The 21,123-nt window shown below is 67.8% G+C and carries 28 protein-coding genes; 20 read left to right on the forward strand and 8 right to left on the reverse strand.

The features are described from left to right. Positions 1-12: 12 nt before the first annotated feature. The 5 genes from AC1RRF_RS15195 to AC1RRF_RS15215 all read left to right on the forward strand — a co-directional run bounded on the left by AC1RRF_RS15195 (position 13) and on the right by AC1RRF_RS15215 (position 3,740). The gene (locus AC1RRF_RS15195; RefSeq protein WP_492836012.1) at positions 13-1,521 is read left to right on the forward strand and encodes a sensor histidine kinase; all 1,509 of its coding nucleotides are present in this window, start codon (positions 13-15) and stop codon (positions 1,519-1,521) included. Then, complete coding sequence (locus AC1RRF_RS15200) at positions 1,521-1,946, forward strand: response regulator (protein ID WP_492836014.1); 426 nt, start codon at positions 1,521-1,523, stop codon at positions 1,944-1,946. Before AC1RRF_RS15195 ends, AC1RRF_RS15200 begins: the two co-directional genes overlap by 1 nt. Next, entirely contained in the window at positions 1,943-2,989 is a 1,047-nt protein-coding gene (locus AC1RRF_RS15205) for a sensor histidine kinase (RefSeq protein WP_492836016.1), read from the forward strand. The genes AC1RRF_RS15200 and AC1RRF_RS15205 overlap by 4 nt, the downstream gene beginning before the upstream one ends. Before the next feature lies 1 nt (position 2,990). Continuing rightward, positions 2,991-3,443 (forward strand): NUDIX domain-containing protein, encoded by a 453-nt coding sequence (locus tag AC1RRF_RS15210; protein ID WP_492836018.1) that lies wholly within the window; start codon positions 2,991-2,993, stop codon positions 3,441-3,443. 111 nt (positions 3,444-3,554) lie between these two features. Beyond that, positions 3,555-3,740 carry a CsbD family protein gene (locus AC1RRF_RS15215; RefSeq protein ID WP_492836020.1) on the forward strand — a complete coding sequence of 62 codons (186 nt, stop codon included), beginning with the start codon at positions 3,555-3,557 and terminating at the stop codon, positions 3,738-3,740. A 66-nt stretch (positions 3,741-3,806) separates the two neighbouring features. Here AC1RRF_RS15215 and AC1RRF_RS15220 read toward each other — a convergent pair whose 3' ends face one another. Together AC1RRF_RS15220 and AC1RRF_RS15225 are read right to left on the reverse strand one after the other, a co-directional pair. Continuing rightward, the gene (locus AC1RRF_RS15220) at positions 3,807-4,316 is read right to left on the reverse strand and encodes a hypothetical protein (protein WP_492836022.1); all 510 of its coding nucleotides are present in this window, start codon (positions 4,314-4,316) and stop codon (positions 3,807-3,809) included. A gap of 37 nt (positions 4,317-4,353) precedes the next feature. Then, on the reverse strand, positions 4,354-5,532 hold the full coding sequence (locus AC1RRF_RS15225; protein WP_492836024.1) for a vWA domain-containing protein: 1,179 nt from the start codon (positions 5,530-5,532) through the stop codon (positions 4,354-4,356). Between the two features lie 116 nt (positions 5,533-5,648). On the opposite strand from AC1RRF_RS15225, the gene AC1RRF_RS15230 reads away from it, so the two are divergent. Then, the gene (locus AC1RRF_RS15230; RefSeq protein WP_492836026.1) at positions 5,649-6,818 is read left to right on the forward strand and encodes an aspartyl/asparaginyl beta-hydroxylase domain-containing protein; all 1,170 of its coding nucleotides are present in this window, start codon (positions 5,649-5,651) and stop codon (positions 6,816-6,818) included. 22 nt (positions 6,819-6,840) lie between these two features. Here the strand turns inward: AC1RRF_RS15230 and AC1RRF_RS15235 are convergent, their stop codons facing one another. Further along, positions 6,841-7,368, reverse strand: coding sequence for a GNAT family N-acetyltransferase (locus AC1RRF_RS15235; RefSeq protein WP_492836028.1), 528 nt, complete (start codon positions 7,366-7,368; stop codon positions 6,841-6,843). 8 nt (positions 7,369-7,376) lie between these two features. Further along, entirely contained in the window at positions 7,377-8,387 is a 1,011-nt protein-coding gene (locus AC1RRF_RS15240) for a zinc-binding alcohol dehydrogenase family protein (RefSeq protein WP_492836030.1), read from the reverse strand. An 87-nt stretch (positions 8,388-8,474) separates the two neighbouring features. On the opposite strand from AC1RRF_RS15240, the gene AC1RRF_RS15245 reads away from it, so the two are divergent. The 4 genes from AC1RRF_RS15245 to AC1RRF_RS15260 all read left to right on the forward strand — a co-directional run bounded on the left by AC1RRF_RS15245 (position 8,475) and on the right by AC1RRF_RS15260 (position 11,125). After that, positions 8,475-8,852, forward strand: a complete 378-nt coding sequence (locus AC1RRF_RS15245) for a winged helix-turn-helix transcriptional regulator (protein WP_492836032.1) — start codon at positions 8,475-8,477, stop codon at positions 8,850-8,852. Continuing rightward, the gene (locus tag AC1RRF_RS15250) at positions 8,849-9,769 is read left to right on the forward strand and encodes a histone deacetylase family protein (protein ID WP_492836034.1); all 921 of its coding nucleotides are present in this window, start codon (positions 8,849-8,851) and stop codon (positions 9,767-9,769) included. Before AC1RRF_RS15245 ends, AC1RRF_RS15250 begins: the two co-directional genes overlap by 4 nt. A gap of 127 nt (positions 9,770-9,896) precedes the next feature. Beyond that, on the forward strand, positions 9,897-10,481 hold the full coding sequence (locus AC1RRF_RS15255; protein WP_492836268.1) for a histidine phosphatase family protein: 585 nt from the start codon (positions 9,897-9,899) through the stop codon (positions 10,479-10,481). Between the two features lie 125 nt (positions 10,482-10,606). Continuing rightward, on the forward strand, positions 10,607-11,125 hold the full coding sequence (locus AC1RRF_RS15260; RefSeq protein WP_492836035.1) for a peptidylprolyl isomerase: 519 nt from the start codon (positions 10,607-10,609) through the stop codon (positions 11,123-11,125). A 9-nt stretch (positions 11,126-11,134) separates the two neighbouring features. Here the strand turns inward: AC1RRF_RS15260 and AC1RRF_RS15265 are convergent, their stop codons facing one another. Further along, a complete protein-coding gene (locus tag AC1RRF_RS15265; protein ID WP_492836037.1) occupies positions 11,135-11,488 on the reverse strand; it encodes a hypothetical protein in 354 nt (117 codons plus the stop codon). Further along, positions 11,485-12,447, reverse strand: coding sequence for a hypothetical protein (locus AC1RRF_RS15270; protein WP_492836039.1), 963 nt, complete (start codon positions 12,445-12,447; stop codon positions 11,485-11,487). Before AC1RRF_RS15270 ends, AC1RRF_RS15265 begins: the two co-directional genes overlap by 4 nt. 127 nt (positions 12,448-12,574) lie before the next feature. Between AC1RRF_RS15270 and AC1RRF_RS15275 the strand changes: the two genes are divergently transcribed. From AC1RRF_RS15275 to AC1RRF_RS15320, 10 genes are all read left to right on the forward strand, one after another. Beyond that, positions 12,575-12,820, forward strand: coding sequence for an exodeoxyribonuclease VII small subunit (locus tag AC1RRF_RS15275; RefSeq protein ID WP_291835012.1), 246 nt, complete (start codon positions 12,575-12,577; stop codon positions 12,818-12,820). Then, positions 12,820-13,170 (forward strand): tRNA-binding protein, encoded by a 351-nt coding sequence (locus AC1RRF_RS15280; RefSeq protein WP_492836041.1) that lies wholly within the window; start codon positions 12,820-12,822, stop codon positions 13,168-13,170. The genes AC1RRF_RS15275 and AC1RRF_RS15280 overlap by 1 nt, the downstream gene beginning before the upstream one ends. Positions 13,171-13,208: 38 nt before the next feature. Beyond that, on the forward strand, positions 13,209-14,078 hold the full coding sequence (locus tag AC1RRF_RS15285) for a polyprenyl synthetase family protein (protein ID WP_492836270.1): 870 nt from the start codon (positions 13,209-13,211) through the stop codon (positions 14,076-14,078). Between the two features lie 118 nt (positions 14,079-14,196). Next, on the forward strand, positions 14,197-16,107 hold the full coding sequence (gene dxs, locus AC1RRF_RS15290) for a 1-deoxy-D-xylulose-5-phosphate synthase (protein ID WP_492836043.1): 1,911 nt from the start codon (positions 14,197-14,199) through the stop codon (positions 16,105-16,107). A 54-nt stretch (positions 16,108-16,161) separates the two neighbouring features. Further along, complete coding sequence (locus tag AC1RRF_RS15295) at positions 16,162-16,581, forward strand: hypothetical protein (protein ID WP_492836045.1); 420 nt, start codon at positions 16,162-16,164, stop codon at positions 16,579-16,581. 249 nt (positions 16,582-16,830) lie between these two features. Further along, entirely contained in the window at positions 16,831-17,193 is a 363-nt protein-coding gene (locus AC1RRF_RS15300) for an AtpZ/AtpI family protein (RefSeq protein ID WP_492836047.1), read from the forward strand. Between the two features lie 51 nt (positions 17,194-17,244). Then, entirely contained in the window at positions 17,245-18,027 is a 783-nt protein-coding gene (locus tag AC1RRF_RS15305; protein ID WP_492836049.1) for a F0F1 ATP synthase subunit A, read from the forward strand. Positions 18,028-18,079: 52 nt separating this feature from the next. Next, positions 18,080-18,304 (forward strand): F0F1 ATP synthase subunit C, encoded by a 225-nt coding sequence (locus tag AC1RRF_RS15310; protein ID WP_209321170.1) that lies wholly within the window; start codon positions 18,080-18,082, stop codon positions 18,302-18,304. 82 nt (positions 18,305-18,386) lie between these two features. Next, the gene (locus AC1RRF_RS15315; RefSeq protein WP_492836051.1) at positions 18,387-19,001 is read left to right on the forward strand and encodes a F0F1 ATP synthase subunit B family protein; all 615 of its coding nucleotides are present in this window, start codon (positions 18,387-18,389) and stop codon (positions 18,999-19,001) included. After that, positions 19,001-19,516: a F0F1 ATP synthase subunit B gene (locus AC1RRF_RS15320; protein WP_492836053.1), complete on the forward strand. Its 516-nt coding sequence runs from the start codon at positions 19,001-19,003 to the stop codon at positions 19,514-19,516. The genes AC1RRF_RS15315 and AC1RRF_RS15320 overlap by 1 nt, the downstream gene beginning before the upstream one ends. Positions 19,517-19,577: 61 nt before the next feature. Here AC1RRF_RS15320 and AC1RRF_RS15325 read toward each other — a convergent pair whose 3' ends face one another. Beyond that, on the reverse strand, positions 19,578-20,090 hold the full coding sequence (locus AC1RRF_RS15325) for a DUF6789 family protein (RefSeq protein WP_492836055.1): 513 nt from the start codon (positions 20,088-20,090) through the stop codon (positions 19,578-19,580). Between the two features lie 78 nt (positions 20,091-20,168). After that, a complete protein-coding gene (locus AC1RRF_RS15330; protein WP_492836057.1) occupies positions 20,169-21,092 on the reverse strand; it encodes an SDR family oxidoreductase in 924 nt (307 codons plus the stop codon). Positions 21,093-21,123 lie beyond the last annotated feature (31 nt).

Below are 21,123 nucleotides of genomic sequence, written 5' to 3' on the forward strand. Positions count from 1 at the left end.
ATGAGTTCGGCGTTGCGCGACACGCTTGAGGCCTTGGGCCAATTTCTGCGGACGCCGACCCTGGGTCGCCGGGTCGCGGGTCTGCTCGCGCTCGCCATTGTTCTGCTGCTGGCCAGCAACGTCGCCACCTTCGTGATGATCCGGCGCACGGCGGCCTTCAACGACGAGGTCGAGAACGCGCAACTGCTTCGCCGCCAGACCCGGACGGTGCTGATCCGGCTGATCGACGCCGAGACCGGGCAACGCGGCTTCCTGCTGACAGGGAACACCGAATACCTCGAGATCAATGACGAGGCCTCCCGGGACTTGCCCAATATACTGGCCGAGCTGACCGAGCTGTCGCGAGGCGATTTGGACATCGAGCCGCGCGTCGACCATCTGCGCCAACTGGCGGAGACCAAGGACGCCGAGCTGGAGCGGACCATCGTCATGGCGCGCACCGGGCGTCTGGGGCAGGCCCTCGGGGTGGTGCGCAGCAATGAGGGCAAGGCGACGATGGACGCCTTCCGCAGCGAGGCGTCCAGCATCGACGAGATTCTGGAGACCCGGATGCAGTTCCGAACCCGCCAGTCGGAGTGGGCCGGCGGCATCACGGTCCTGGTCAACGCCATCGGCGGCCTGCTGATCATTATCCTCGCCGGCGTCAGCGCCTGGTTGATCCGCCGCTATGTGGCCGAAATCCAGGAGGCCCGGGACGCGGTGCATCGCATGAACACCGGCCTGGAGACCAAGGTCCGCGAACGGACCGCGGACCTGACCCGCGCCAATGAGGAAATCCAGCGCTTCGCCTATATCGTCAGCCATGACCTGCGCGCGCCGCTGGTCAACGTCATGGGCTACACCTCCGAGCTGGAGCAGGCCGGCAAGGTTATCGACAAGGCGATCGTCGAAGCCGAGAGCCGCCGGAAAGTGGACCCCGAGGTCGTCACGGCTGTTCGCGAGGATATGCCCGAGGCCATCGGTTTCATCCGCGCCTCGACTGAGAAGATGGACCGGCTGATCAACGCCATTCTGAAGCTGTCGCGCGAAGGCCGCCGGACTCTGGTGCCCGAACTGCTGGACATGACGAAGATGGTGCAGGGCATCGCCGACAGCGTTCGCCACCAGACCGAGTCCGCGCACGCCGAGGTCGTCGTGGAGCCCTTGCCCCGGCTGGACAGCGACCGCCTGTCGGTTGAGCAGGTGTTCGGCAACCTGATCGACAACGCCGTCAAATACCTCGACCAGGGCCGTCCGGGCCGCATCGTGGTGTCCGGGGAGATGCAGGGCGACCGGATTGTCTACCGTATCGAGGACAACGGCCGGGGCATCGCGCCCAAGGATCATGAGCGCATCTTCGAGCTGTTCCGCCGGTCAGGCCGCCAGGATCGGGCCGGCGAAGGCTTGGGACTGGCGTTCGTGCGCAACAGTGTTCGCCGCCTCGGCGGCGATATCACGGTGGATTCAGAGCTCGGAAAGGGCTCGACATTCATCCTCAAATTCCCCACACGCCTGACCCCTGTCGGCGCCGGAGAGTATTGATGAGCAGTTCCGTCAAGATCGTCATGATCGAGGATGATCTCGGTCACGCCAAACTGATCGAAAAGAACATCCGGCGCGCCAATATCGCCAACGATATCGCGCACTTCGCTGACGGCAGCTCCGCGCTGGACTATCTGTTCAGCGATCCGGTCAAGGCCAATGGGCCGCTGCTGATCCTGCTGGACCTGAATCTGCCGGATATGTCGGGGACGGACATTCTGGAGCGGGTCAAGGGCGACGAGCGCCTGCGCCGCGCGCCGGTGGTCGTCCTGACCACCACGGACGACAAGGTCGAAATCCAGCGCTGTTACGATCTGGGCTGCAACGTCTACATCACCAAGCCGGTCGATTACGAAAGCTTTGCGGGAGCGATCCGCCAACTCGGGCTTTTCCTGTCCGTCATGCAGGCGCCGGAGATCGAGTGAAGACCAACGGGGAGGTCATCCGCCTGCTCTATATCGACGATGACCGCGGCCTGTCGCGGTTGGTCGAGAAGGAGCTCGGGCGTCACGGCTACGCCGTTTCCTGCGCCCCCGACGGGGATGCGGGGCTGAATCTTCTCATCACACGTCCGGGCGATTTCGACGCCGTCGCCCTGGACCACTACATGCCGGGCCGCGACGGGCTGGATGTGCTGCCGGACATCGTCGCCCTGATCGACCCACCGCCTGTGGTCTATGTGACCGGGGCCCAGGAGGGCCGCATCGCCGTCGCCGCCCTGCGCGCCGGCGCCGCCGACTACGTCATCAAGGACGTTTCCGAGGATTTCACCGCCCTGTTGCGCAACGCCGTCGAAGAGGCGGTGCAGCGCCGTCGTCTGCAGCGCGAGCATGACGAGGCGCAGGAGGAGATCCGCATCGCCCGTGACCGCGCGGAGGCCATGCTGCGCGAGGTCAACCATCGCGTCGGCAATTCATTGCAGCTGGTGTCCAGCTTCATGTCGCTGCAACTGCGCCATCTCGCCGACGAGGGCGCTCGGGCGGCGCTCAAGGAATCCCAGGCCCGCATCGAGGCCGTCGCGCACGTCCACCGCCGTCTCTACACCTCGGGCGACATGACCTCGGTGGACATGGACGAATACCTGAAGGGACTGATCGACGAGCTGGGCAAGTCGGTGGGACCCGGCGCGGGTTCGCCGGCGATCAAGCTGGAGGTCGATGCCCTGCGCGTCTCGACCGATCAGGCAGTCTCGCTGGGCGTGGTGGTCACCGAACTGGTCACCAATGCGGTCAAATACGCCTACGCGCCCGGCCAGGGCGGGGAAATCCGCGTCATCCTGCGCAACGGCGTCGATGGCCGCGCCCTGCTGACCGTCGAGGATGACGGCCCCGGCATGGGCGACGGCGCGCCCAAGGGCACGGGTCTGGGCGGCAAGATCATCTCGGCCATGGCCTCGGGCCTGCGATCGACGGTCGAGTTCGACCGGGCGCACAAGGGCGTCCGCGCCCGCCTGGCCTTCGATCTCTGATATGACGGCCGTCCTGCAATTCGGCGTCGCGGAGCCGCGACTGGACTACGTCCTGCGCCCCACCGCCTTCGGCCTGGTCTTCCATGACGGCAAGCTGGCCTGCGTTCGCGTCGATCGCGGCGAGGGCAGCTATTACGATCTGCCCGGCGGCGCGGTGGATGGGGACGAGACCGAGGAACAGGCGCTGGTCCGTGAGTTCGTGGAGGAGACGGGCATGACCGTCCGCCCCTTCGCCCGCATCGCCGAGGCCTCGCAATTCTTCCGCAAATCGACCGGCGAGCCCTTCAACAACACCGGTGGTTACTGGATCGCCGAACAGATCTCGCTGGATCCTTCGACCAAGGTCGAGGCGGATCACGAGCTGGTCTGGCTGCATCCTCACACCGCTCTGAACGAACTGCGCCATGACGCCCATGCCTGGGCGGTGGCGGCGTGGCTGAGGCGCAAGGGCTGATCCCGGTACGTTAGCGAACACATCGACGGGGCATGGAACATCGCGCCCTCGCCGCCCGTTCTCCCATTGGAAGCGCCGTCCTCCCCGCGGCGCTCTTCGAAGGAGACTCCCATGCCCGATCACGACCGTATTGAAGGCGCCGCCAAGAACATCGGCGGCAAGGCCAAGGAACTCGCCGGCAAGATCACCGGCGATGAAAAGCTGAAAGCCGAAGGCAAGGCCGATCAGGTATCAGGCAAGATCCAGAACGCCGTCGGCGGCCTCAAGGACAGCCTGCGCGATGACAGGCGCAGTTAGGCTCGCCCGACCATAGACTTCGAAGCGCCGCGTTCCCTCTGGGAGCGCGGCGTTCGCGTATCCGCCTCAGTCGCGGCGGCCCAGGTTGATCTTCAGGCCCTCTTCGCGAACCTCCCGGCCGCCGAGCGTGCATTCCTCGCGGAAGGCGACCGCGCCCTGACCCGTGACGCTGGGCCGGGTGGTGCAGTTGCGGTCTTGAAGGTCTGGACCCGCGGGCACGCTGCGGCTCGGCGCGTCGCACTGCATGGCGTAGCGGTCGCCGGTCGCTTCCTGTCGGCAGTTGTCCGGTGATCCGGTCGGACGCAGGCCTGCGGGCAGGGAGTCGCCGAGATTGGCGGCCAGGGCGATGCGCACCCGGCTCTGGCACGCCTCCATCGGCTCGGTGGCCGCGCGGATCAGGGGGCTGCATTCCGAACGCTCATAGCCGAACGGATCGGCGCGGGCCCAATCGGGGATCGGCGGGGCCGCGACGGCCGCAGCGGCGGCGGGGGCGGGCTCCGCGGGCGCGGTCCAGGTGACCGGACCGGGCGCGGCCTGTTGCAGCATGAGGGCGGAAAGCACGGCGGCGGTCAGCATGGGGGGAAGCCTCCGGAATGTACCAACCGACGCTAACCTATTTGGCGAGCGCCCGCATCGCCTTCTCCAGCCCGTCCAGCGTCAGCGGATACATGCGTTCGTCGATGACATCTCGGATCAGGCCCACGGACGCCGAATAGTTCCAGTAGCGCTCGGGCGAGGGATTCAGCCACGCCACCTTGTCCCACTGCTGCGTGGCGCGCTTCAGCCAGACCGCGCCGGCCTCCTCGTTCCAGTGCTCGACCGAACCGCCGGGCATGGTCACCTCATAGGGGCTCATGGTGGCGTCGCCGACGAAGATGGCGCGCCAGTCGCCGGGATATTTGTTCAGCACCTCCCACGTCGGGATCTTCTCGTTGTGCCGACGCCGGTTGTCCTTCCAGACGCCTTCGTAGAGGCAGTTGTGGAAGTAGAAGAATTCCAGGTGCTTGAACTCGGTCTTCGCGGCCGAGAACAGCTCCTCGCACATCTTCACATGGGCATCCATCGAGCCGCCGATGTCGAGGAACAGCAGGACCTTGATGGTGTTGCGCCGCTCGGGTCGCATGTGGATGTCCAGCCAGCCCTGGCGCGCCGTGCCGTCGATGGTGGCGTCCATGTCCAGTTCGTCCGCCGCGCCCTGCCGCGCGAAGCGGCGCAGGCGGCGCAGGGCCACCTTGATGTTGCGGGTGCCCAGTTCGACCTGGTCGTCCAGATTCTTGTACTCGCGCTTCTCCCAGACCTTTACGGCCCGGCCCTGCTTGCCGGGGCCGCCGATGCGTACCCCCTCGGGATTGTAGCCGCCGTGGCCGAACGGGCTGGTCCCGCCGGTGCCCACCCATTTGCTGCCGCCCTCGTGCCGGCCCTTCTGCTCTTCCAGACGCTCTTTCAGCGTTTCCATCAGCTTGTCGAAGCCGCCCATGGCCTCGATCTGGGCCTTCTCCTCGTCGGAGAGGAATTTCTCGTTCAACAGCCGCAGCCAGTCCTCGGGCAGGTCGGTGGTCAGGTCCTCGCCCGCGCCGACGGTCTCGATCCCCGCGAACACCTTGCCGAACACCTGGTCGAAGCGGTCGTAGTGCTTCTCGTCCTTGACCAGCACGGCGCGCGACAGGTGGTAGAAGTCGTCCACCTTTCCGCCGGCCACGCCCTTGTCCATGGCCTCCATCAGATGGAGCCATTCCTTCATCGACACGGGCACTTTCGCGTCGCGCAGGGCGGTGAAGAAGGGCAGGAGCATGGGGAGAGACTAGCAGGCTCGGGGGGTGGACCCAATCACCCCGCCGACTTAAGGGGGACGATCCCCATTTCGCCATGCGTCGGCGGGATGGGCGACGTAAATCCGGAAGCGCCGCCATGTCCGATTCCCCCGTCTCCGCCCTCGATCCAGCCCTCGGTCGGGCCGCCTTCGGGCGGGGTGACTGGCGCGTGGCGCGCGATGTCGTGGAGCCCTCGGCGCAGGCGGGAACGGCCGACGCCGCCTCCCTCGCCATGCTGGCCTGGAGCTGTCACCAGCTCGGCGACGCGACGGCCGCGGAGGCCTACAGCGAGCAGGCCCTCAAGCGCGACGGCGCCGACCTGCGCGCGCTGCTCGTCCGGGCCGACCTCCTGATCGCTCGCGACGCCAAGCGCGAGGCCAACATCTACTACCGCGCCGTTGTCGCGCGGGGCGCTTCGCCCGACCTGCCGCCCGACCTCGCCGAAGGCGTCGCGCGAGCCCAGGCCATCCAGTCCCGTCTGGCCGCAGGCATGCTCGACCACTTGCGCGAAGAACTGCGGCAGGCGGGTTATGTCGAGGGTCGCTCGAGCGCCCGCTTCACTCACGCCCTCGACCTCGCGACCGGACGGCGTCAGCCGTACTTCCAGCAGCCGCAGGCCTTCTTCTTCCCCGAGCTGCCCCATACCCAATTCTATCCGCGAGAGATGTTCCCTTGGCTGGACCGGGTCGAGGCCGCCACCGACGACATGACCGCCGAGCTGGAGGCGGTGCTGCACCAGGACGCGGGCTTCGCGCCCTATCTTCAGACCGTCTCCAATCTGCAGACCCGCACCGACTATCCGCTGGTCGATAGCATGGACTGGAGCGCCTGCTTCCTGTGGAAGGACGGCGAGGCGACGGCGAACGCCGAGCGCTGCCCGCGCACCATGGCGGCCCTGTCTGACGCCCCCATCTGCCGCACCGCGGGCCGGTCGCCGCAGATCATGTTCTCCCAGCTGAAGGCGGGCGCGCACATCCTGCCGCACACCGGCTTCGTGAATACGCGCCTGATCTGCCACGTGCCGCTGATCGTGCCCGAGGGCTGCAAATTCCGTGTCGGCAACGAGGTCCGTCAGTGGGAGCGGGGCAAGGCCTGGGTCTTCGACGACACCATCGAACACGAGGCGATGAACAGCGGCGACCGCACCCGGGTGGTCCTGATCTTCGACATCTGGCGGCCCGAGCTGACCGAGGAGGAGCGTGCCCTGGTCACTACCCTGCTTGAAGCCATGGACGCCTATTCTCCGACGGTCCGGACCTGGGAATAGGGCCCGTCAATCGTCCTTCAGACTATCCGCGCCGCAGGATGAACTCGTCGTCCAGCCATGATCCGACCGGATAGCGGTACTCGCCGGCCTTCTCGAAGCCGTAGGCGGCGTACAGCTTTTGCGCCTTCAGATTGCCGCTCCAGACGCCGATCCACATGGGGCCGTCGGTGTTCGCTTCCATCCACTCCAGCGAGACGGCCAGCAACCTGGTGCCCAGCCCCAGGCCTTGCGCCGCCGTCGACACATAGAGTCGGCGCAACTCGGCGTGGCTGGCCGCGCCGTCGGGGTGGGGCAGGGTATTCGGCCCGGTATTGGCGAAGGCCAGCAGGGCGCCGTCGCGTTCGGCCACCCACCATGCCGCGCCCGGTTCGGCCAGTTTGGCGCGGATGGTCTCGGCGTTGAAACTGGCGTCGAGGAAGGCGGTCAGGTCGGCTTCCGGATAGGGAATGCCGAACCCGGTCACGAAGGTGTCGACGAAGGTCTCCTGGCCGAGATCGGCCAGGGCTTGGGCGTCTTCGGTTCGGGCGGGGCGGATCAGGGCGTCGGTCATACCCCGCCTTAGCGGGGGAAGCCGTTCAGCGCGAGCTTGCCGATGGTCGAACCGCTCTCCAGCCGGCGATGCCCCTCCAGAAGCGTCTCCACCGACAGCGACCCCAGGGTCTCCGTCAGGGTCGTGCGGATCTTTCCGGCGTCGACCAGGGTGGAGACCTCGGCCAGCAGGTCGTGCTGGGCCTGCATGTCCGGCGTCTGGTGCATCGGGCGGGCGAACATGAACTCCCAGACGAAGCCCGCGCTCTTGCCCTTCAGCAGCTCGATCGGCAGGCCTTTCAGATCGTCGATGCAGCCGATCATCCCCTGTGGGGCGATGGCCCGGGCCAGGGCTTCGAAATGGCGCGGCGTCTGGGTCAGGGCGGCGATGTACTTCGGCGCGCGCTCGCCCGCCGCCGTCAGCGCCTCGTCGATGGCGGCGGTGTGGTCGATGACGGCGTCGGCGCCGAGGTCCAGGCACCATTGGCGCGTTTCAGGGCGCGAGGCGGTGGCCACCACCCGCAGCCTGGTGACCGCCTTGGCGATCTGGATCAGGGCCGAGCCGACCCCGCCGGCGCCGCCCACGATCAGCAGGGTCTCGTCCTCGTTCCGCCCGGCCTTCATGCGATCGAACAGCAGCTCCCAGGCGGTGATCATGGTCAGGGGCAGGGCGGCCGCTTCGGCGAAGCCCAGCGACCGGGGCTTCGGCCCCGTGATCCGCTCATCGACCGCCTGCCGTTCGGCGTTCGAGCCGGGACGTTCGATCTGCCCGGCGTAGAAGACCTCGTCGCCGACCTTGAACAGGCTGACGTCCGATCCGATCGCCATCACCACGCCCGCGGCGTCATATCCGAGGATCGAGGGCTGGCCGTCCTGCGGCGTCCGGCTGGCGCGCACCTTGGCGTCCACGGGATTCAGGGCGACGGCGCGGACGTCGACCAGCAGGTCATGGGGGCGAAGGAGGGGCTCAGGCGCCCCGAAAGCGATCAGGGCGGCAGGGTCGTCGGCGGGGCGCGGGCCGGTGGTTCCGATGGCTTTCATGGTCTGGTCTCCGTTGCAGCAGGCCCCCCACCTGATGCACCCTGCCACCATCGACAAGTACGGTCATTTTCTGGATGTAGTACCCGAATGGATACCGCCTCTCACCTCTATCACCGCCCCGTCGAGCGTCGCGTGCGCGATGGGGAATGCGTCGTGGACGCCTCGCTCGACCTGATCGGCGGCAAGTGGAAGGGCATGATCGTCTACCAGTTGCTGGCGCAGGAGAGCTTGCGGTTCAACGCCCTGCGGCGGGTGGTCGGCGACGTCACCCAGCGCATGTTGACCAAGCAGCTTCGCGAGATGGAGGAGGACGGCCTGATCTCCCGCACCGTCTACGCCGAGGTTCCGCCGCGTGTGGAGTATCGGTTGACCGAGGCCGGGCGGGACCTGACGCCGGTGGTCCTCGCACTGAAAACCTGGGGCGAAAGCCACCTGCGCGTCACCGGCCAGGGCTGCGCCGCGTGAGCGCGGTTCTCTTCACCCATCCGGACATGTTGGCCCATCAGCCGGGGCTGGGGCATCCGGAAAGCCCGGAGCGGTTGAAGGCGGTGCTGGACGCGCTGGACGACGCCGGTCAGGGCCGTGACCGCCGCGTCGCCGTCGAGGCCTCGGTCGCCGATCTCGAGCGGCTGCACCCGGCGGCCTATGTCGCCCGCCTGCTGGACGCCTCGCCCGCAGAGGGCCTGAGCCAGCTCGACGCCGACACCGTCCTGTCGCCCGGCAGCGTCCGCGCCGCCCGCCTGGCCGCCGGGGCGGTGGTCGACGCGGTGCGCGCCGTGGCCCGGGGCGAGCTGACCCGCGCCTTCGCCGCCGTCCGCCCGCCCGGTCACCACGCCGAGCCTGATCGCGCCATGGGCTTCTGCCTGTTCTCCAATGTCGCTGTCGCCGCTCGGGTGGCCCAGGCGGAGGGCATGGCCCGGGTCGCCGTGATCGATTTCGACGTCCACCACGGCAACGGCACCCAGGCGGCGTTCGAGGTCGACGACAGCCTGTTCCTCGGCTCCATCCACCAGATGCCGCTGTATCCGGGCACCGGCGCCGCGTCCGAGACCGGGGTCGGCAACATCGTCAATGCGCCCGTCGCGCCCCACGCGGCGCGCGAGGCCTGGCGCGCCACCTTCTCCGGCGGGCTGATGCCCGCCCTGCAGGACTTCCGGCCCGACCTGATTCTGATCTCCTCCGGATTCGACGCCCACCGCCGCGATCCGCTGGCCCACCAGAGCCTGGAAGCCGAGGATTTCGCCTGGGCCACCCGCGCCGTTATCGAGGTCGCGCGTTCGTGCTGTGGCGGGAAGGTTGTCTCATCGCTCGAGGGCGGTTACGACCTAGAAGGGCTGGGCCGTTCGTCGGTCGCCCATGTACAGGCCTTGGGGGAGGAATAAGGACGGTCTGCCAAAGGTTTGGCCCTCCAACGTTATGCCCCTCGCCGCTAGAGACTCATCCTTGGTCGACACCCCCGCGTCCGCGCCGTCAGAGCCTGTTCCGCCCCAAGATCGCGTCAGGGCGGCGCTGGTCGCGGTGCGTCCGGGCGCCATTATCCTGGCCCGTCACGGCGAACCGGCCCTGTCGCGCAAATGCATGCTGACCTCGGACCAGTACCGCGACTGGTGGGCGAAGTATGAGATCGGCGGCCTGCGCGCCGGCCAGACCCCTCCGCCTGAACTGGTCGCCGCCGCCGAGGGCGCGGGCGCCATCTACGCCTCGACCCGCCCCCGCGCGCAGGAGACGGCCGCCGCCGCCGCCGCGGGCAAGGAGGTTATGACCGACGCCCTGTTCATCGAGGCGCCGCTGCCGCCGCCGCACTTCCCCGCCTGGTTCAAGCTGCCGCCGAAATACTGGGGCGCCGTCGCCCGCTTCTGGTGGCACGCCTTCAATCATCACGAGGGTCAGGAGACCCGGCACGAGGCCGAGGCCCGCGCCGGACAGGCCGCCCAGGTCCTCATCGGCCGCGCCGAAAGCGGTCAGGACGTGCTGGTGCTGGCGCACGGCTACTTCAATCACATGGTCGGCCGTCGCCTGAAGGCCGATGGCTGGAAGCTGGTTCACAACCAGGGCTTCCGCTACTGGTCCCAGCGCCGCTACGAGAAGCGCTGAAGCGAAACGGAGGCGTCATGATCCGGCGATCCCTGCTCTCCGGCCTCCTCGGCCTCATTCTCCTGCTCGGCGCTGGTCCGGCCTTGGCCCAAGAGGCTGCAACGCCTCCGCCCGCCGGAGTTCGCGTGGCTCTGGTCACCGATCTGGGAACCATCCTGGTCGAGACCGATCCGCGCGCGCCGCTGACCTCGGCCAACTTCCTCCGCTACGTGGATCAGCGTCGTTTCGACGGCCTGACCTTCTATCGCGGCATGCAACTGGGACCCGACGCGGGCCTGATCCAGGGCGGCGCGAGCGGCGCCCGGGACCGCATCCTGCCCCCCGTCGCCCATGAGCCCACCAGCCAGACGGGGCTCAGCCACACCGACGGCGCATTGTCGATGGCGCAGAACGCGCCGGGCACGGCGACCGCCGATTTTTTCATCATCGTGGGCAGCCTGACCTCGTTGGACGCCGGCAAGACCACGCCGGACGATCCGGGCTACGCGGTCTTCGGCCATGTGGTCGAGGGGATGGACGTGGTCCGCACGATCCTGGCGGCGCCCAAGTCCCCGACGGAAGGCGAAGGCATCATGCGTGGCCAGATGCTGGAGCCGCGCGTTCGCATCATCTCCGCCCGTCGGGTCGAGACACCGACGCCCTGATCTAACGGATCAGGCGTCCTCCGGCGCCTTCTTCGCCTTGTCGACCAGCGCCTTGATGTTGTCCGACAAGTCCGCGAAGGCGGTCAGTCGGGCGACGATCTCGACGTCATTCTCCCGCGCATCGTCCACCGCCCTCTTGGCCGCCGTCGCCGCGTCAAAGGCGTCTTCCACCGCTGCGCCGGTCGCGCCCAGCCAGGCGTTGGCGGCGCGCAGCATCTCGGTATGCAAGGCCCTGAGGTTGGCGTTCACCTTCCTCATGTTGGCGCCGCTGCCCGCGCAGGCGTCCAGGTCCGCATCCCAGCTGTTGAACGCGTTCTCATAGGCCTGCCGCGTGAGCGCGAACCGGTCTTCATGGGTGCTCATCGGGCGGCCTCCTGCGGCGCGGGGATCAGGGCGGTGACCTCGTCGATGGCGCGGGTCAGGTCCGCGATGTCGGGGCTGTCGGCCAGCTCGAAGTCCTTGTGGGCCTGTTCCAGCTTGTTCAGGGCGTTGTTGATCGCGAGATAACGGGCCTCCTGGAGATACTGCCGGTCGTCCGCCTGCCCCCGCATATAGGCCAGGGTGGCGGTGCGAACGCTGACGTCGCCGGCCAGCAGCTGTTCGGCGTCGGGAACCAGGGTGACGCCCAGGTCGGCCGCCATTGGGGCCAGCATCGGAGCCCGCGCGATCAGACCCGCCGTGTACAGGTTCTCGACCGCCTTGTTCTCCTGCAGCGCTAGTGTGCCAGCCAGTCCGATGTAGAGGTCTTTCTCCAGCGCCAAGGCCTCGCGCATCTTCACCACGGCCAACCGGATGTGGGCGCTGCCGGATTGCAGCCGCGCCCGTTGGCGGTCCCGCGCCAGAAGCCCGGCGCCGTGGGTGATGATCGCGCCGACGGGTTCGCTGATCAGTGAACCGGCGCCCAACAGGGTGGCGTAGGCGTTCACGCTGCTCGTCAGCCGTCCGACCACCGTCTCCATCGCGCCCTCGGCGTCGTACTCCGCCTCCACCCCCAGCGCGCGATAGGCGTCGCCCAGCGCCGTCAGGGCCTGGGCGCGAAGATTGATCGCCCGGATCAGCTTGCGCGCCTCTCCGGTGTTGTCGCGATCGACCTGTTCGGCCTTGCAGTCGTCGGGCGCCCGGACGCAGGCCATATAGGTGCCGTTGAAGGCCATCAGCTCGGCCTGTTGATCCACCCGGGTCGACAACTCGCGCACGTCGAGGGCCGCCGCGTCCGACGCCTCGGCCCCGCTTTTGGCCAGCTGCGCCGCCTGCTCCTTCGGCACGGAGGCGCAGGCGGTCAGGCCCACGCACAGTCCGACAATCAGAACCGCCGATCTCATGAGTGTTTCCCCGATTTCCCTCTAACCACAGCGTGTACGCCGTAACGACGGTATGTGGAACGCCCTTTCAACGCATTGCCGCCACGGGGTCCACTGACTAAGGAAGGTGTTCGTCCGTGGAAGCCCGATGACCGACACTCCCATCCCCGCCGAACTGAGTTTTGAAGACGCGCTGCAGCGTCTGGAGCAGATCGTCCAGAAGCTGGAATCCGGCCAGGCGCCGCTCGAGGAATCGATCGCCCTGTACGAGGAGGGCGCGCGTCTGAAGGCGCATTGCGAGGCGCGGCTGAAGGCCGCCCAATTGCGGGTCGAGAAGATCGTCGTCGGTCCTGACGGCCAGCCGCGCGGCGCCGAGCCGGCGGCGTTCGACTGATGTCCGCACCGGCCGAAACCATCGGCTTCGACGACTTCATGAAGGTCGATGTTCGCGTCGGCCGTGTGCTGAAGGCCGAGCCGTTCCCGGAGGCCCGCAAGCCCGCCTACAAGCTGACCATCGACTTCGGCCCGGATATCGGGATCAAGAAGTCCTCGGCCCAGATCACCGTCCACTACACGCTCGAGGAGCTGGAGGGTCGCAAGGTCGCCGCCGTGGTCAACTTCCCGCCGCGCCAGATCGGCCCGGTCCGATCCGAGGTCCTGACCCTGGGTTTCCCCGATGAAAACGGCGCCGTGGTGCTGGTCGGGGTCGATCGCGACGTTCCCGTGGGCGGGAGGCTGTTCTGAACAAGCCTCACGCCGCCAACTCGCCGGAGCAGGGCGTCATCGACCGGGTGGCCGAGGTCGCCGACCTGGTCACCGTGGCGCTGGATGAACTGCTGCCGCGCGCCGAGGGACCGGAATCGCGCCTGACCGAGGCCATGCGCTACGCCGCGCTCGGTCCTGGCAAGCGGCTGCGGCCCTTCTTCGCCCTCGAGGCGGCCCAGCTGTTCGATATCGAGGAACGCCCGGTCTTGCGCGCGGCCTGCGCCCTGGAATGCGTCCACGCCTACAGCCTGGTCCATGACGACCTGCCCTGCATGGACGACGACGACGTCCGGCGCGGCCGTCCGACCGTGCACATCGCGTATGACGAAGCGACCGCGGTCCTCGCCGGCGACGCGCTGCAGACCGCCGCCTTCGACATCATCCTGCACGAGGACACCCACGAGGATCCCGGCATCCGCTGCGAACTGGCGGCCCGGCTGTCGATGGCGTCCGGCGCGCGGGGCATGGCCGGCGGCCAGATGATCGACCTGCTGGGCGTCCGCGACGACCTGGGCGGCGTGGCACGCATGCAGCGGCTCAAGACCGGCGCCCTGTTCACCTTCGCCTTCGAGATCCCGCTGATCATCGCCCAGGCCCGCGAGGTGCACCGCCAGGCGCTGACCAGCTTCGCCCACGACATCGGCCTCGCCTACCAGATCGTCGACGACCTGCTGGACGTCGAGGGCGACGAGGACATTCTCGGCAAGGCGGCCCGCAAGGACCACGCCCAGGGCAAGACCAATTTCGTCACCCTGCTGGGCGTCGATCAGGCGCGGCACAGGGTCGCGCACTTGGCCGACCAGGCCCGCGCCCATCTGGATGTGTTCGGCCCGGACGCGGATATCCTTAAGGCCAGCGTGGACTTTGTGCTTCAGCGCAGGTCCTGATACGGAGCGGATCCCTGCATTGGTCCTGCACGGATTTTTCAGATCGCATCGACCTCGACCGCAGCGAAATGCTCTACTGCGTGTTGGAAGACCAAAGGCCTAGGTACGAACCGCCCGCATGCCCGATACCCCGATCCTCGACCAGGTGAAGTTCCCCGCCGACATGCGGGACTTCGACATCGCCCAGCTGAAGCAGTTGGCTGACGACGTGCGGACCGAGACCATCGACGCCGTATCGGTGACCGGCGGCCACCTCGGCGCGGGTCTGGGCGTGGTCGAACTGACGGTCGCCCTGCACCATGTGTTCGAGACGCCCAAGGACATCCTGATCTGGGACGTCGGTCACCAGTGCTATCCGCACAAGATCCTGACCGGACGCCGCGACCGCATCCGCACCCTGCGTCAGGGCGGCGGCCTGTCGGGTTTCACCAAGCGGTCCGAGAGCGAATACGACCCCTTCGGCGCGGCCCACGCCTCGACCTCGATCAGCGCCGCCCTCGGTTTCGCCGCCGCCCGCGACCAGAAGGGCGAGAGCAACCGCGTCGTGGCGGTCATCGGCGACGGTTCGATCTCCGCCGGCATGGCCTATGAGGCCATGAACAACGCCGCCGAGGCGACCAATGGCCAGCTCATGGTCATCCTCAACGACAACGACATGTCGATCGCCCCGCCGGTCGGCGGCATGAGCGCCTATCTGGCCCGTCAGGTCTCGGGCGGCGCCTATCGCCAGGTCCGCAACATCGGCAAGAAGTTCGTCGAGCACCTGCCGCGCCCGTTCAAGAACGCCGCCCGCAAGGCCGAGGAATACGCCCGCGGCATGATCGTCGGCGGCACCTTCTTCGAGGAGCTGGGCTTCTACTATGTCGGTCCCATCGACGGGCACGACATGGACAACCTGGTCCCCATCCTGAAGAACGCCGCCGCCATCACCGACCGCCCGGTGCTGGTCCATGTCGTGACGCAGAAGGGCAAGGGCTACGCCCCGGCCGAAAGCAGCGCCGACAAGCTGCACGCGGTGGTCAAGTTCGACGTCGTCTCGGGCAAGCAGTCCAAGCCCGTCTCCAACGCCCCCAGCTACACCAAGGTGTTCGGGACCGAGCTGATCAAGCGGGCCCAGATCGACCCCACGGTGGTCGCCATCACCGCCGCCATGCCCTCGGGCACGGGCCTGGACCTGTTCGGCGCCGCCTTCCCGGACCGGACCTATGACGTCGGCATCGCCGAACAGCACGCCGTCACCTTCGCCGCCGGCCTGGCCGCCGACGGGATGAAGCCGGTCTGCGCCATCTATTCGACCTTCCTTCAGCGCGGCTACGACCAGGTCGTCCACGACGTGGCGATCCAGTCCCTGCCGGTGCGCTTCGCCATGGATCGCGCCGGCCTGGTCGGCGCCGACGGCTCGACCCACGCGGGCAGTTTCGACATCGGCTACATGGGCGCCCTTCCGGGCATGGTCCTGATGGCCGCCTCGGATGAGGCAGAGCTGGCGGCCATGATCGCCACCAGCCTGGAGATCGACGACCGTCCTTCGGCCTTCCGCTATCCGCGCGGCGACGGCGTCGGGGTCGAGATCCCGGAACTGGCCGCCCCCCTGCCGATCGGCAAGGGCCGTATCGTCCGCGAGGGCACGACCGTCGCCATCCTGTCGCTGGGCACCCGCCTGCAGGAAGCGCTCAAGGCCGCCGACGCCCTGGCCGCGCGCGGCGTCTCGGCCACCGTCGCAGACGCCCGTTTCGCCAAACCGCTGGATGAGGACCTGATCTTGCGCCTCGCCCGCGAGCATGAATGCCTGATCACGGTGGAGGAGGGCGCCATGGGCGGCTTCGGCGCCTTCGTGCTCCAGATGCTGGCCGAGAAGGGCGCGCTGGACGGCGGTCTGAAGATCCGCACCCTGCATCTGCCCGATATCTTCCAGGACCAGGACAGCCCGGCGATCCAGTACGCCCAGGCCGGCCTGAACGCCGAGCAGATCGCCGCCACCGCGCTTCAGGCCCTGGGCGTCGAGGCGACCCGCGCCGTCCGCGCCTGAGGCAACCTCAAGGCCGACATGTCGTTTCGAACCGGGGCGGTTCGGAGCGTCGTCATGAAGACCATCATCGTGTCCCTCGCCCTGGCGCTCGCCGCCGGGCCCGTGATCGCACAGGAGGCGCCGGCGGAAGCGCCGCCGCCCGAGCAGCTGCAGATCTTCCGCACCGGCGACGCGGCCCTGACCTGCCGGCAGATTTCCGACGAGGCCGCTGACCTCAGCGCGCAGATGGGGGGCGGGCAGGGCGGCGGGGTATTCAGCTCCGTGGTCGGCGTCGGCCGCGCGGGCGCCTCCATGCTGATCCCCGGCGCGGGCCTGGCCCTGGCCGGCGCGGACGCCCTGACCCGACCCGAGCGCGAGCGCCGCGAGGCCCGGGCGCGGTCCATCGAACAGCGCTGGTACTACCTCAACGGCCTCTACACCGGCCTGCGCTGCGGCGAGGAGCCGGCGATCACGGTGCAGACGCCCGGCGGATAGACCCGGTCGCGCCGTTGGCGCCGCAAGTTTTCCGGCCCGGCTCGACGGCCCGTGCGCGAATCCTCGCGTGGTACAGCGACCGTTCGCCACGCCCGCTCAAACGGCGAAATAATCGTGCGCGTTTTCAATGATCTAAAGCAACCTCACGCCGCCTTGACCTGCGGGGGTCTCGCCTATAGGTTCCGCGCCGAATTCAGACCCCCTCGGACCCGCGCCTCCCGGCGTATGCGTCGAGGCGCTGAGGGTGCCATGCCCCCGATCGAGGAAACCCGCGCAGAGACGATCAAACGTCTCAACGCCCAGGCCGACTCGCTCAAGGCGCGGGCGACGCCCGAGCCGCCACCCTATGGCGGTACGGCTGTCGGCTACGGCTACCGCATCATGGCCGAGATGATCGGCGGGGTGTTCGTGGGTCTGGGACTGGGGTGGGGCTTCGATCTTCTGGTCGGGACCATGCCCTGGGGAATCATCGTCGGAACCCTGGTGGGTTTCGCCGTATCGATCTGGTTGGCGGTGCATTCCGCCAAAAAGCTGAGCGCCCGCGCGCTGAAGGAATACGGTCCCGCACAGGACCTTCCGGACGACGCGGACGAGGACGAACAGGACCGTTGATCGGGTCGCCTTACGGCGATCCGGTGTTTTGACTTTGGGAGACCCGGCGGCATGGCCGATCCGATGCATCAGTTCGAGGTCCAGCCGGTGCTGGCGATCCCGCCCATCTCGGTGCCGGGCCTTGGGCTGATCGACCTTTCGATCACCAACTCGACCGTGGCCATGTTCGTGGCCGCGACCCTGGTGGTGTTGTTCTTCGCCGTCGTGACGGCCAAGCCGAAGGTCGTTCCCGGTCGCCTGCAGGTCGTCGGCGAGGGCATGTTCAGCTTCATCGACGATCTGGCGGTGGGCATCATCGGTCCGCAGGGCCGCGCCTTCTTCCCGTTCGTCTTCACCCTCTTCATCTTCATCTTGGCGATGAACATGCTGGGCATGTTCACGGTCTTCACCGCCACGGCCCAACTGGCCGTCGGCCTGACCTTCGCCCTGATGAGCTTCCTGCTCGTGATCGTGGTGGGTCTGGCCAAGAACGGCCTGGGCTTCTTCAAGCTGTTCCTGCCGTCGGGCGTGCCGTGGTATCTCTGGTGGCTGGTCGTGCCGATCGAGGTGATCTCGTTCCTGCTGCGCCCGGTGACCCTGTCGCTTCGTCTCTTCGGCAACATGCTGGGCGGCCACGTCGCCATGAAGGTGTTCGCCGGCTTCATCGTTTCGCTGAGCGCGCTCGCCGCCAGCGGCGGCGTCGCCTACCTGGCCTATGTGGCCGCGGGTCTGGCGTTCGGCGGTGTTCTGGCCCTGACGGCGCTGGAGTTCCTGGTGGCCTTCCTGCAGGCCTTCGTGTTCGCGGTGCTGACTTGCGTGTATCTGAACGACGCGGTTCACGCCGGGGATCACTGATCGTTTTCCACCTCTACCTTCAACCCAAGACTACTCTCTAAGGACGACTAAAATGGACGCTGAAGCAGCAAAATACATCGGTGCTGGCCTCGCCACCCTGGGCATGATCGGCGCCGGCATCGGCGTGGGCACGATCTTCTCGGGCTTCCTGCAAGGCGCGCTGCGCAACCCCTCGGCCGCCGGCGGCCAGTTCACCAACCTGGTTCTGGGCTTCGCCCTGACCGAAGCGCTGGGCATTCTGGCCTTCGTGCTCGGCCTGCTGATCCTCTTCAGCTAAACCTGAACGACCCATGCGGGCGGCGTCGGTCCCTTGCGGGCCGGGCGCCGCCCGTCGCCTTTTCTGACGAACCGGACAGACCATGGCCGCGCACCCCAGCGACGCTCCCCCCATTCAGGACATCTCGAACGCCGCTCACGGCGCAGAGACGGTCGCCGCCGGACATGGCGAGGCCCACACGACCGGAACCGAAGCCGAGCACGGCTCGGGCGGCGGGCTGCCCCAGTTTGAATTCCAGTGGTGGGCCGGCCAGATCTTCTGGCTGCTGATCACCTTCGCCGTTCTCTATCTCCTGCTGTCCAAGGTCTTCCTGCCGCGCCTGCGCGGTGTGAAGGACGAGCGCGCCGCCACCATCGCCTCGGCTGTCGAAGCCGCCCGGCAGGTTCAGGCCGAAGCCGCCACGCAGGCCCAGATCGCCCAGGCCGAAGTGGCCCAGGCCCGCGCCTCCTCGCGCGCCACCGCCGCCGCGGCCAAGGCTCGGGTGACCGAGGAAGCCGGCAAGCGCGCCGCCGCCGAGGAAGCCGTCGTCAACGCCCGGATCGCCGAGGCTGAAGCCGCCATCGGCAAGACCCGCGACGCCGCCATGACCAATGTTTCCGCCATCGCCTCCGACACGGCTCGCGCCATCGTCGAGAAGCTGACCGGCAAGGCGGCGACCGCCGCCGAGGCCGACGCCGCCGTCAAGGGAGCCGCCTGATGCCCGCCTTCTTCCATGGCGAATTCTGGGATCTCGCCAACGCCGAGTTCTGGGTCGGCGCCGGCCTGGTCGTCTTCTTCGCCATCCTGGTCTACGTGAAGGTCCCCAAGGCCATCGCCGCCCAGCTGGACGGGGCCGCCGCCAAGATTCAGGCTGAACTCGACGAGGCCGCCCGTCTGCGCGCCGAAGCCGAGGCCCTGCTGACCCAGATTCGCGCCGAGAAGGCCGAGGCTGAAGCCCAGGCCGCCGAAATGCTGAAGGCCGCCGAAAGCGACGCCCGCCGCATGGAAGACGAAGCGAAGATCAAGCTGGAAGAGACCCTGGCGCGTCGTCAGGCTCTGGCCGAGCGTCGCATCGCCCAGGCCGAGGCTCAGGCCGCCGCTGAAGTGAAAGCCGCCGCCGCCGATCTGGCCGCCAAGGCCGCCGAACAGATCCTGACCGCCCGCGTGGCCGGCCAGAAGAGCGATCCGCTCCTCGACGCCGCTATCGCGCAACTGGGCACGCGGCTGAACTGATCAGGCCGTCAGGTCAGAACAATCAGGCCCCGCCGGTTCGTCGGCGGGGCCTTTTTCTTGCTCAGTGGGCCGGAGCCGCATGGATCGGCGGATGCAGCTTTTCGCGCCGCACCAGCCGTCCGTAGACGTTGCCCAGGACGATCCCGAAGATCGCGTGGCTCACGATCATCCAGGCCAGGGTGCCGAAGCCGCCGCGCATGAAGAACATGCCCATGCCGGCGATCGGCGCCACCGTCAGGCCCATCAGGATGAAAGCCCCCACGGCGAACAGGATGCCCTTGGATTCAGGCGTGTCCGTCGGCAGCCGGGGACAGAGAATGGCGAACAGCGGTCCCAGCACCAGGGTGCCGACCACGATGTGCGCGATCCACCCGACGGCCGGAATATCCGGTGTCCTCAGCATGACGGAGAGCAGTTGCGGGAAGCTGACCGCCCAATGCCCGACCGTCATGTTCACGGCCTCGATGATCGAGACCGCCACGGTGGCCGCAAAACCCGCGACCAGACCCTTTTGTACGCGTGACATCATGACCTGCAGCGCCTCCAACGCCTGTTTCCGGTTCTGATAACGCACGCCAAGCATACGCCTCTGACGGGAGAGGACGTTCACTTTGGCGTGCTTCGCAGGTGCGGGAGGAAGCGGGCGCGCGCGTCAGGGGAAGGCGACGCCGGTCAGTTGCTCCGATGCGGCCCAGAGTTTCGCCGCGACGGCTGCGTCCAGCGCCTGGGATTCGATCTTGCCGCGCCCGGGCGGGCCCTTCATCTCTTGCCAGCCTTGGGGTCCGAAATACTGGCCTCCGGCGACGCCGGGCGCCGTGGCGGCCATCAGGGTCGGCAGGGCGCCCTGCGCCGCCGAATGGCTAAGGAACGGCGTGATCAGGCTCGTAGCCCATGCGAACAGGCCGCTGCCGTCCACCGACGGTCCGTTGGTGATCAGGTCTGTTCGCGCGAAGCCGGGATGGGCGGCGACGCTGGTTAGGCCCCAGCCGTTCGCCCGGTTGCGACGATCCAGCTCGAGGGCGAACATCAGCATGGCCAACTTGGACTGCTGGTAGACCGGCCAGGGTCGATAACCCTGTTCGTAGTTGAGGTCGTCCAGTCGGATCCGGCCTCCGCGGTGCGCCATGCTGGACAATTGCACCACCCGGGCTTTCGCCGCCATCAGCAGGGGCAGCAGGCGCGCCGTCAGGGCGAAATGGGAGAGGTAGTTCGTGCCGAACTGCATCTCGAACCCGTCGGCCGTGCTCTGCCGCTTCGGCAGGGCCATGACACCCGCATTGTTGATCAGAATGTCGATCGGCCGGCCGGCGGCCAGGTAGCGGTCGGCGAAGGCCGTGACCGAGGCCAGATCGCCCAGGTCCAACAGGTCGAAGCGCACATTCGCCGAGGGATGGCGCGCGCGGATCAGCTGTTCGGCCTCGGCGCCCTTCCGGGGGTTTCGGGCCGCCAGCACCACCTCGGCGCCCGCGCCCGCAAGAGCGATAGCCGTTTCCAGCCCCAGCCCGCCGGTCGCGCCGGTCACCACGGCCAGCCTGCCGCTCTGATCGGGAATATCCTTTGTAGTCCACGTCGCCATCGGCTTTATCCTGTCGCTGAAACCAGTCGCC

It is taken from the genome of Brevundimonas sp. GW821-FHT12C05, assembly GCF_058807475.1.

Bases quoted from the DNA above. Each gene is read 5' to 3' on its own strand.
- AC1RRF_RS15320 (WP_492836053.1), top strand. From the start codon at position 19,001: ATGCCCGCCTTCTTCCATGGCGAATTCTGGGATCTCGCCAACGCCGAG.
- AC1RRF_RS15315 (WP_492836051.1), top strand. From the start codon at position 18,387: ATGGCCGCGCACCCCAGCGACGCTCCCCCCATTCAGGACATCTCGAAC.
- AC1RRF_RS15245 (WP_492836032.1), top strand. From the start codon at position 8,475: ATGGATACCGCCTCTCACCTCTATCACCGCCCCGTCGAGCGTCGCGTG.
- AC1RRF_RS15300 (WP_492836047.1), top strand. From the start codon at position 16,831: ATGCCCCCGATCGAGGAAACCCGCGCAGAGACGATCAAACGTCTCAAC.
- dxs (WP_492836043.1), top strand. From the start codon at position 14,197: ATGCCCGATACCCCGATCCTCGACCAGGTGAAGTTCCCCGCCGACATG.
- AC1RRF_RS15215 (WP_492836020.1), top strand. From the start codon at position 3,555: ATGCCCGATCACGACCGTATTGAAGGCGCCGCCAAGAACATCGGCGGC.
- AC1RRF_RS15200 (WP_492836014.1), top strand. From the start codon at position 1,521: ATGAGCAGTTCCGTCAAGATCGTCATGATCGAGGATGATCTCGGTCAC.
- AC1RRF_RS15225 (WP_492836024.1), bottom strand. From the start codon at position 5,532: ATGCTCCTGCCCTTCTTCACCGCCCTGCGCGACGCGAAAGTGCCCGTG.
- AC1RRF_RS15270 (WP_492836039.1), bottom strand. From the start codon at position 12,447: ATGAGATCGGCGGTTCTGATTGTCGGACTGTGCGTGGGCCTGACCGCC.
- AC1RRF_RS15240 (WP_492836030.1), bottom strand. From the start codon at position 8,387: ATGAAAGCCATCGGAACCACCGGCCCGCGCCCCGCCGACGACCCTGCC.
- AC1RRF_RS15305 (WP_492836049.1), top strand. From the start codon at position 17,245: ATGGCCGATCCGATGCATCAGTTCGAGGTCCAGCCGGTGCTGGCGATC.
- AC1RRF_RS15210 (WP_492836018.1), top strand. From the start codon at position 2,991: ATGACGGCCGTCCTGCAATTCGGCGTCGCGGAGCCGCGACTGGACTAC.
- AC1RRF_RS15330 (WP_492836057.1), bottom strand. From the start codon at position 21,092: ATGGCGACGTGGACTACAAAGGATATTCCCGATCAGAGCGGCAGGCTG.
- AC1RRF_RS15295 (WP_492836045.1), top strand. From the start codon at position 16,162: ATGAAGACCATCATCGTGTCCCTCGCCCTGGCGCTCGCCGCCGGGCCC.
- AC1RRF_RS15220 (WP_492836022.1), bottom strand. From the start codon at position 4,316: ATGCTGACCGCCGCCGTGCTTTCCGCCCTCATGCTGCAACAGGCCGCG.
- AC1RRF_RS15275 (WP_291835012.1), top strand. From the start codon at position 12,575: ATGACCGACACTCCCATCCCCGCCGAACTGAGTTTTGAAGACGCGCTG.
- AC1RRF_RS15280 (WP_492836041.1), top strand. From the start codon at position 12,820: ATGTCCGCACCGGCCGAAACCATCGGCTTCGACGACTTCATGAAGGTC.
- AC1RRF_RS15265 (WP_492836037.1), bottom strand. From the start codon at position 11,488: ATGAGCACCCATGAAGACCGGTTCGCGCTCACGCGGCAGGCCTATGAG.
- AC1RRF_RS15310 (WP_209321170.1), top strand. From the start codon at position 18,080: ATGGACGCTGAAGCAGCAAAATACATCGGTGCTGGCCTCGCCACCCTG.
- AC1RRF_RS15235 (WP_492836028.1), bottom strand. From the start codon at position 7,368: ATGACCGACGCCCTGATCCGCCCCGCCCGAACCGAAGACGCCCAAGCC.
- AC1RRF_RS15230 (WP_492836026.1), top strand. From the start codon at position 5,649: ATGTCCGATTCCCCCGTCTCCGCCCTCGATCCAGCCCTCGGTCGGGCC.